We start from the raw sequence: 1,847 nt of genomic DNA, 5'->3' as shown, positions 1-1,847 counted from the left end.
ACCCTATCGACCTGTCCGAGGAAATTAGACCACTACACTCTTCTATCCGGTAGAGTGTGCCGATCTAGTCCGGCGCTTCCTCCCTCACAGCGTTCAGACGCACGGCATGAAGGTCGAGACGGCGGGCTAGCGCAACCGTGCCGACGCGTTAGGCGCGCTTCGCAGCACAGTAAGCGCGCAATAGACCAAGAGTCTCGAGCGAGGCGACCGGCTCTGCGTTAGTGTGCATAAGTGGCGAGGTGCCAAGGCCAAGGTAGCAGCGCCTAGTAATCGCTGGGGTTGCTTGCGAACGGGAGTGCCTTCGACAGCGCGACGAGATAGCCATACGGTTCGACGCGATTTGCCTTGCAAGTTTCGATGAACGAATACAGGTTAGCCGCCGGGTTCGCGCCAGCGACCGTGTCATAGAAGAGCCCAGTTCTTTCTACCGACAGTAAATGGCCTAATCGCGTTTCCGCAAACGTTGCTCGATATCAACCAGGCAAATATTCTCGACACAAAGAGTCAGCTTCGGCCACTGGCCCTGCAAGTGATGCAGCGCTTTGCCGAAGGCGCTTCGTGGCAACACAGCGTGCAACTGGCGCAGGACCTTCTCCTCGATTTGCGCGAGGGACACACGACTCTCGCGCCATCTCACGATCAACCGATTTGTTAGCGTGGTGTTCTGGCAGCGCGATTCGATCGCAAAGAGCTGCCCGATGTACGGCTCATAGCCGTCGGCCATCAACGCCGCGCCGGGTTTCATGCCGGCACAGAGCGCCCGGCCTGTTCCGAGCTGTACCCGAACAACCGAACCGGCGGGCCCGTGCCGCTCATCTGGGCCCACGTATAGCTCTTGCGTTCTGCAGCACGGCCAGGCTCTCTTAGTACATGCACCGTCGTTTCATCGCCGTAGACGATGTCGGCCTCAAGCAGGTAACCGCGCCTCAGATCGACTAGCGGCTTCATAGGGGTGCCGACGCGAACTACGCTCGCTGCCGGCGTGCCACGTGAGAGGTCGCCACCCAAACGACGCAGCAGCGCGGCGATTCGATTCAGCGCGGCAGCGCACCAGCGAATTCACTTACATCGACCCACGCGAGCGCCGATTTGGTGAGTAAGCCCTTCCGCATAATGCGGGCCGGGGCTGGCGTCACCCGATGCCAAGGTCGCAGTGAGGACACCCGTATTGGATTCGTTGGCGCTGCATCAAGCGATCATGCTGCGGCACGATATCGAGTTGCTCGCTGTTCTCGGCGCAGATTTCGACTGGTGCGTGGCCGTCGTGTGTGCATACGCGTTCTGGTTCGGGCAACTCGTGACGCACGATCTCGCGGGGAAGCATCGGGGCCAACGGCTTGCGCGCGCGCGCCGACCTCAATGCTCTGCTCCGCCTCCGTTTCCTCCGCCGGCTCGCATCCCGTTGCAAGCGCCTCGGCTTCGTTCAAGGATAGATCACCCTTCTCTCGCCCACCCACTTCGCTTGTGGCGGCAAACAGCCGTGGATTATTCGCCTAGAGCTTCTCGCGCAGCAGATCACGTTCGACCATCACCACGCGCAAGTCGCTCTTCACGGCAGCGAGTCCTGCGCGTGGCGCCTGCAGTTCGTCGGTGGGGGTAGTGCGGCATCGCCAGATTGGACCAGCGATGCTGGTTCGCTTCTCAGGTCACACGCTGATAGTAGCGCGTCGGATGCGCGCGCATCGTTTCCATGTCGATGCCTTCAGGCAATCCGTGCAGTTGCTCCGTTCGCAGCTTAAGCACGGCTTCCTTGCGCGGCCTAACGAAGCGGTCCTGCTCGAGCCGCTTCATGAGAAGCCAGAAGCCGTTACGGTCCCCCAGCAACATCTTGCTGGGGGACCGCGACC

1 protein-coding gene and 1 pseudogene are annotated in these 1,847 nt (G+C 61.0%); both read right to left on the bottom strand.

Features of this window, described 5'->3' with window-relative positions; translation table 11 throughout:
* Positions 1 to 263: 263 nt before the first annotated feature.
* A pseudogene (locus P0D80_RS52000) lies at positions 264 to 1,616 on the bottom strand (IS66 family transposase).
* A 25-nt stretch (positions 1,617 to 1,641) separates the two neighbouring features.
* Positions 1,642 to 1,847: IS66 family insertion sequence element accessory protein TnpB (gene tnpB / locus P0D80_RS49865; RefSeq protein ID WP_408296046.1), on the bottom strand; the 206-nt coding region annotated here is incomplete at its 5' end.

The sequence above is a fragment of the Paraburkholderia sp. RL17-373-BIF-A genome (assembly GCF_046030175.1).
In the GTDB taxonomy this organism is placed as follows: Bacteria; Pseudomonadota; Gammaproteobacteria; order Burkholderiales; family Burkholderiaceae; genus Paraburkholderia.
Note: the sequence above shows the minus strand (reverse complement) of the source record. Positions and strands in the feature narration are given on the sequence as shown.